Genomic DNA, 7,438 nt, shown 5'->3' on the forward strand with positions numbered 1-7,438 from the left:
GGATAAAACGTTTTCAGATGTTATATTAACATGTTTTTGTCGAAATATCCAAAGGTTAAACCACTTTATGCAACCTTTTTGCAACAATATTTCTGTTTAATTCGTCATAATACGCTTTTAATTGACTTTTTTGCTCATTTAAGTCTTTTTTCGCTAAAAAAAGATTTTTGTATAATGACCAGTTTCCTGTATTTTTAACTAGGTTGCAAACCTTTAAATCAATCAAACTTCCAAGCTGTTAAACTCAGATTCCCATATTGAAATGTCCTGTGCAGGAGAGCCGCTTTTTTGCTGTCATCTCCTGAGCCCATAGCAATGACCAATGGAATGAAATGCTCTTTGGAAGGTACAGCATCAGTACTAAAAGGAGCAATTTGTTCATAATTAAACAAAGATTCCAAATCCCAATTCATGATTTTCTCTTCGACCCAGTTCTCAAAATTGATTGCCCACCCCTCTGCCACAAGCATATCCTTCTGTAAATGGGTGAAATTATGGACAATTCCACCACTTCCGATGATTAGGACATTACTTTCCTTTAATTCTCCCAAAGCTTTCCCGATTTCATACTGCTTGTCTAATGGAAGATCAGGATTAATCGACAAAGATACGATCGGGATATCAGCTTTTGGGTACATGATGTGTAAAAGCCCCCATGCTCCATGATCCAAGGGGCGCCTTTCATCAAGTTCGCCCCATACATCTATCTTGGACAACAAGGTCAATATTTTATCTGACAGCTCTAGGCATCCCGAAGCAGGATATGTTATCTGGAATATTTCTTCAGGAAAACCAACAAAATCATAAATGACTTCATGCTTCTTTACTGCTGAAATTAACTGCTCCTCACTTTCCCAATGCGCAGACAATATAACGATGGCAGCAGGTTTATTCATATCTTTCATATAATCCTTCAAAAAGGAAGTGTAGCTATTCTTTTCCAAAGCTAATAGAGGTGTTCCATGTGATAAAAACAATGATGGCATCATAGAAACGATAAATCCTTTCGCAATATAATCTCTTATCCCTATACCTTAATTTACTATATATAATCAATGTGTTCATCAATTAAATTGTATTTTTGGAGTTGTCTCATCAATAGTATCAAAATAATACCCTTCTTTTTTAAGATATTCTATAATATCCGGCAATGCTTTCACTGTATTTTTCATACTATTGATATCATGCAATAAGATATTAACATGCTTTTGATCTTTCGTCCCTTTTTGTACGGAATTAATGATTTGTTGTTCACTTATTGATGGACTGATGCCATCTGTTGAATCGATGGTCCAATCAAAGTAAATATACCCTTTTTCCGATAATTGTTGAAGGATTCCATTTATGATGGGTTTAGTTGCAGCCTGATGCCGAAGATGATTATTCGAGCCTCCAGGAAGGCGTACAATACGGCTTTTTATCCCAAACTCCTTTTGCAGCATGGTTTCAAGCCTATTCAAATCTTGAAAGAAACTTTCAGTTGATCGATAAACGATAGAATAATCATGTGTATAGGAATGGAGGGCAATCACATGACCCCGTGAAATCATTTCCTGATAATATTCCTTTGCGTATGGTTCTTCATTACCTTTTACGAAAAATGTTGCCTTAACATGATAGCGGTCCAAAATATCTAATATATCCATGGTATTCAAAGATGGACCATCATCGAAAGTCAAATAAGCGACTTTCTGATCTTCTTTACTTTTTACGAGCGGTGTCATCTCTTCGGGAACCATTGCATGTACTTTAACCGCCTGCACATTGGTCATGGACAAAATGATAATGAAAGAACTCACCATGGAAAGAAATATTTTAAGCAGATCCTTCATAAATTGCATCCCCTTCCTTTTGACCATTAAGATGTACCAATCGAGGGGTTTCATGCGCAATAAGGCAGCGGTAAAAAATACCGCTGCCTTACCATTATGTTATCGATCGACATTGAAGTACCGAGCTTCTGGATGAGCAAATACAATGGCTGAAACGGAAGCCTCAGGCTCCATCATGCATCCTTCAGTCAATTCCACGCCAATATCTTGAGGCTGTAACAAGCGGAATAACTTCTCCTGGTCTTCCAGATTAGGACAAGCTGGATAACCAAATGAAAATCTTTGCCCCGTATACTTAGCTGCAAAACGCTCTTTCATAGACATTTCTATCGGATCGCTTATACCTAAATCATCACGCATTAATTGATGTATTCTTTCCGCGAATCCTTCAGCTGTTTCGAGAGCAAGTGATTGAAGGGCATGGTTTTTCAAGAAATCACCTTCAAGTTTTAGCTTTTCTGCCCATTTTCTGATCCCTTTTCCGGCAGTAACCAAGAAAAAGCCGACATAATCCATTTCACCTGAGGAAACCGGCTTTGCGAAGTCCGCTAAACAAAGGTGCGGACTCGTATCTTGCCGTGGGAAGTCAAATGTCTCCAAAACTTCCTTATGATTATCCGGGTTGTAAACCAATAGCCTGTCTCCTTCACTTTGAGCAGGAAAAAATTGATAAACCGCTTGTAAGCCGTAGTCTGGTTCGTTCTTTAAGAATTCAATCAATTCATCAACAAGACTATTCAGCTGTACTGCTTTTTCATTCCCCTGTTTAAGTAATTCGGCAACTTTGCCTTTTAGCCCCAAATGATGCCCAATCAACATTTGGCGATTAATGTATGGCTGAATGACATCCAATGGATAGTTTTTTAGGACATGGCGCTTGATATCACGTGGTATTTGAACAGGAACATTGCTTAGAGAAGCAGCAGTGGACTGCTTCCGCACTGGTTTTTCCAATGTGGCGGCAATAGCTGCATTAGCCTTCGATCTTTCTCTTTTCTCGACCAACTCCTCTAAATACAACACTTTTTTGTCCGCATCATGTAAAATATTGGTGACAGCCAAACCGTCCATCGCATCTTTGGCATATAAAACCGAGCCGCCATATTCTGGTGATATTTTGAAATCGGTGAATTTACGGGATAAAGCTGCCCCTCCCACTAAAATTGGGGTGTCTATTCCCGCTTGTTTTAAATCCTGTGCAGTTAAAACCATTTGCTGTGCTGATTTAACAAGTAAACCAGAAAGGCCAATGATGGTGGGTTCATGTTTGCGGACCTCTTCAATGATTTGTTGTGGTGCGACCTTGATTCCCAAATCAATGACTTCATAGCCATTATTGGATAGGATGATATCCACTAGGTTCTTGCCGATGTCATGTACGTCTCCCTTGACTGTCGCTAAAAGGATTTTTCCTTTTTTAGCACTATCTTCAGAGTTTTCCATGAGTGGCTCAAGGTGAGATACTGCCGCCTTCATCGCCTCTGCACTTTGAAGTACTTCTGCAACTATAAGTTGATTGTCATTAAATAACCGACCCACTTCACTCATTCCATCCATCAATGGTCCATTGATGATTTCCAATGGGTTATCACCGCGCTCAATGGCTTTATTTAAATCCTCAATTAATCCTTCTTTCGTTCCTTCGATAATATAATTACCTAAACGTTCGTCCAATGGCAGAATGACACCATTGTCCTTCTTCTCCGCTTTTTTCCCACGATAAAACTCAGTAAAGATAGCTAAAGTTTCTGTAGATGTATCAAACAGGAGTGCTTCAGCCAATTTCACTTCCTCTTCCGGAATTAGAGCGAAACGTTCAAGCTTTTCTGTATTCACGATCGCATAATCGAGACCGGCTTTTGTACAATGGTAGAGGAAAACGGCATTTAGAATTTCCCTTCCCCGTTCTGGCAGACCGAAAGAAACATTCGAAATGCCAAGTATCGTTAAGCATTCGGGAAACTTTTCTTTGATAGCCTGAATTCCTTTCACCGTCTCTAACGCAGATCCGATATACTGTTCATCCCCTGTACCAACAGGAAATACCAGTGGATCAAAAATGATGTCACTTCTGTTTATTCCATACTTATTAACAAGTAAGTCCACAGACCGTGTAGCCACTTCGATTTTCCGTTCGGCATGGACGGCCATCCCAATTTCATCAATCGTTCCTACCACAACGGCAGCACCATATTGATGGACGAATGGGACAATTTTTTCAAAGCGCTCTTCACCATCTTCAAGGTTAATGGAATTTATGATGGATTTCCCTTGTGAATGTTTTAACGCTTGTTCAAGTACGGCTTCATCTGTAGTATCGATGACCAAGGGGACCTTGACTTTTTTGACGACCTCTTCTACAAACTCCTTCATATCGCCAAGCTCATCCCCATCAGGATCAGCAAGGCAAATATCAATGACATGGGCGCCTTTTTTCACTTGGGCACGTGCTATTTCCGCAGCTGGCTCGTAATGCTTTCCACGAATTAGCTCTTTGAACTTTCGAGATCCGATAACATTCGTTCTCTCACCTACAAATAAAGGACGCATTGAATCATCATAGATGAGCGGCTCTATGCCTGATACGGCATGGCCATGGGCAGATTCCGTTATTGTACGGGGCTGGATGCCCTCAAGGACCCTGGATAGTTCCTTAATATGCTCAGGGGTCGTACCACAACATCCTCCAATGATATTGACCCAACCCTTTTCAGCAAATTGCTTCATTTTCTCTGCAAGGGAAGTCGGTGACTCATGATAGTGACCTTCTTCATCAGGGAGTCCGGCATTTGGATAACAACTGATGGCGCTGTTTGATATATCTGCAAGCGTACGAATGTGATCTATCATGAATTCCGGGCCGGTTGCACAATTCAGTCCGACTGCCACTGGCTTCATATGTTCAACCGATAAATAGAAAGCTTCTATCGACTGGCCAGCAAGTGTCGTGCCCATCGGTTCGATCGTACCTGATATGATGACAGGCACATCTTTTCCCGTTTTAGCAAAAGCTGCTTTGATTCCGGAAAAGGCAGCCTTGACATTAAGCATATCCTGACAGGTCTCCACCAATAGCAAGTCTACTCCGCCATCCAATAGGCCGAGTGCCTGTTCTTCATAAGACTCGGTTAAAATATCGAAAGTCGTTCCCCCTGTTACGGAAAGCGTTTTTGTAGTGGGACCCATCGAGCCAGCTACATATCTCGGCCATTCATCATTTGAATATTTTTCACAAGCTTTAACGGCTAGCTCTGCTGAAATTTTATTAAGCTTGTAAGCAATCGTGCTTATTTGGTATTCGTCAAGTACGATGCTTGTGGCTCCGAAGGTATTTGTTTCAATGATATCAGCACCTGCTGCTAAATACTTTTCATGGATGGATTGAATGATTTCTGGTTGCGTCAATGATAGGTACTCATTGCAGCCCTCGAACTGTTCCCCGCCAAAATCCTCTGCTGTTAAATTCTCCGCCTGAAGCATCGTTCCCATGGCTCCATCAAGAAGGAGAATCTTAGAATCCAATTGCTTTTGAATCGCTTTTTTATTCATGTATTGCCACCTCTGATGTCTGTTTACTATCGACTTTTCTAATATATTTCGTAAGTTCCGCCGTCATTTCGTAGCGGAGGAAAGGTGTGATTAAATAAATGCCCTTGAATTTCTCTCTTGCTGCGTCCACTAGCTCTCGCGCGATATTTACGCCTTCAATTCTTGACTTTACTGGGTCATTCCCTGCTAAAGCCATAGCCCTTCTAACATTATCAGGCAGTTTGATACCTGGGATTTCGTTATGGATGAATTCGGCATTTCGTGTGCTTGTCAAGGGCATGATACCAACGAAAATTGGTGTTTCTAAATGTTTTGTTGCTTCATATACTTCTTCGATCTGTTCAACTGAATAAATTGGCTGTGTCAAAAAGGATTGAGCTCCACAGGCAATCTTCTTTTCCATCCGCTGTACGGCTTTATCCAAATATTTTACATTGGGATTAAAAGCTGCGGCAATTTTAAAATTTGACCGTTGCCCCAAACTTTGGCCGGAATAGGAGACACCTTCATTAAATTGTTTGACCATGCTTATCAAGTCAAACGACGATAAATCATAAACGGAAGTGGCACCAGGGAAGTCCCCTATTTTAGAGGGATCTCCGGTGATGATCAATAACTCGTTCAGCCCCACCGTCTGAAGGCCCATTAAATGTGACTGCAGGCCAATTAAATTCCGGTCACGGCATGTTATGTGCACCATTGGCTTTATATTCAATTGGTTCTTCAGTAAATTAGCAAGTGCATCATTCGATATCCTTGGTGAAGCAAGTGAGTTATCCGCTAAAGTAATCGAATCGACCCCTGCATTTTTCAAAACTTCCGCACCAGTCATGAAACCTTCTATTCCCAACTTTTTCGGTGGATCAAGTTCAACAAGAATTGTTCTTTCCGTTTTGGCTTTTTCGTACAGAGGGAGTTCCAATTCCCTATCATTCACTTCAATTATTTCTATCTCACGGGATTTCGTAATTTTCTCTTTCACTGGAACCAGACTTTCAATCGCATTCTTTACAGCTTGAATGTGTAGAGGAGTCGTTCCACAGCACCCTCCAATGATCGTTGCACCTTGCTCACGAAGTTCCAGGGCACTTGAACCGAAATATTCCGGCACTGCTTTATAGACAAGTCTTCCATCCACATAATCCGGGAGACTGGCATTAGGATAAATGGCAATCGAGGCTTGCTTTGGCAAATTCACTTCTTCTAAGGCACGAATCATATGATGTGGACCGAGACGGCAATTCACTCCAACAACATCGGCACCCAATTGCTCCAGTCTTTGAAATGCTTCATTTAAATGGATCCCATTTTGTAGGTTACCCAGTTCATGCATTGAAACATTTGCGATGATTGGCAGTTCCGTTTCTTTTTTAACGATTTGCAGCACGGTTTCCAGTTCTTCCATGTCATAAAATGTTTCAAGGAGAATTCCATCCGGATCTTCCATCAGCAAACTGTATAGCTGCTCACGAAAACCTCGCTTAATTTCTTCCATGCTTAAATCCGATTTCCGTATACTCCTCTGCGCACCTATCGTACCGAAGACATATGCCTTGCCTTTTGCCGCTTTTCTAGCCAGGATGACTCCCTGGCGATTGATCCTGCTTACTTCATCTTCAAGTCCATGCCGTTTCAATTTGTTGAAATTGGCTCCATATGTATTCGATTGAAGGATATCTGCGCCTGCTTCTAAATAGGCGCTATGGATGGATTCTATTTGATGGGGATTCGTGCAGTTTAATTCCTCATAACATTGATCGATACCATAAGAGTACAATAAGGTTCCAATTGCCCCTTCGCCAACTAACATTCTTTCTTTTAATTCTTTACGAAAATTCATCATTACACCCTCTCTCAAAAACAATCCTGTTTTTGTCGTTTTTTATGAGTATGAGAGAAAAGAAAAAAAACCTTCTCAAAGAAGAAGGTTTTTTGAAACATTCTCCTCATCTATCAAGCTCTGCTTGCTGGATTTAGCACCTTTGCCTAGGCTGGTTGCTGAGGTTTCTTCGGGCCAGTCCCTCCACCTCTCTCGATAAGATCCATTTATATAATTG

The 7,438-nt window shown here is 41.0% G+C and carries 4 protein-coding genes and 1 riboswitch; all 4 genes read right to left on the reverse strand.

The window, feature by feature from the left end; genetic code table 11:
• Positions 1-218 precede the first annotated feature (218 nt).
• On the reverse strand, positions 219-989 hold the full coding sequence (locus ACFWE9_RS24885) for a dioxygenase family protein (protein WP_230155412.1): 771 nt from the start codon (positions 987-989) through the stop codon (positions 219-221).
• Between the two features lie 75 nt (positions 990-1,064).
• Positions 1,065-1,832 (reverse strand): polysaccharide deacetylase family protein, encoded by a 768-nt coding sequence (locus ACFWE9_RS24890; RefSeq protein ID WP_230155411.1) that lies wholly within the window; start codon positions 1,830-1,832, stop codon positions 1,065-1,067.
• Positions 1,833-1,931: 99 nt separating this feature from the next.
• The gene (gene metH / locus ACFWE9_RS24895) at positions 1,932-5,381 is read right to left on the reverse strand and encodes a methionine synthase (RefSeq protein WP_230155410.1); all 3,450 of its coding nucleotides are present in this window, start codon (positions 5,379-5,381) and stop codon (positions 1,932-1,934) included.
• Positions 5,374-7,221 carry a bifunctional homocysteine S-methyltransferase/methylenetetrahydrofolate reductase gene (locus ACFWE9_RS24900; RefSeq protein ID WP_230155408.1) on the reverse strand — a complete coding sequence of 616 codons (1,848 nt, stop codon included), beginning with the start codon at positions 7,219-7,221 and terminating at the stop codon, positions 5,374-5,376. The genes metH and ACFWE9_RS24900 overlap by 8 nt, the downstream gene beginning before the upstream one ends.
• Positions 7,222-7,324: 103 nt before the next feature.
• A riboswitch (SAM riboswitch) is annotated at positions 7,325-7,423 on the reverse strand.
• Positions 7,424-7,438: the final 15 nt, after the last annotated feature.

Source organism: Peribacillus sp. NPDC060253, assembly GCF_042727425.1.
Taxonomy (GTDB): domain Bacteria; phylum Bacillota; class Bacilli; order Bacillales; family DSM-1321; genus Peribacillus.

Coding starts and splice junctions, on each gene's coding strand:
- ACFWE9_RS24885 (WP_230155412.1), bottom strand. CDS start 989: ATGATGCCATCATTGTTTTTATCACATGGAACACCTCTATTAGCTTTG.
- ACFWE9_RS24890 (WP_230155411.1), bottom strand. CDS start 1,832: ATGAAGGATCTGCTTAAAATATTTCTTTCCATGGTGAGTTCTTTCATT.
- metH (WP_230155410.1), bottom strand. CDS start 5,381: ATGAATAAAAAAGCGATTCAAAAGCAATTGGATTCTAAGATTCTCCTT.
- ACFWE9_RS24900 (WP_230155408.1), bottom strand. CDS start 7,221: ATGAATTTTCGTAAAGAATTAAAAGAAAGAATGTTAGTTGGCGAAGGG.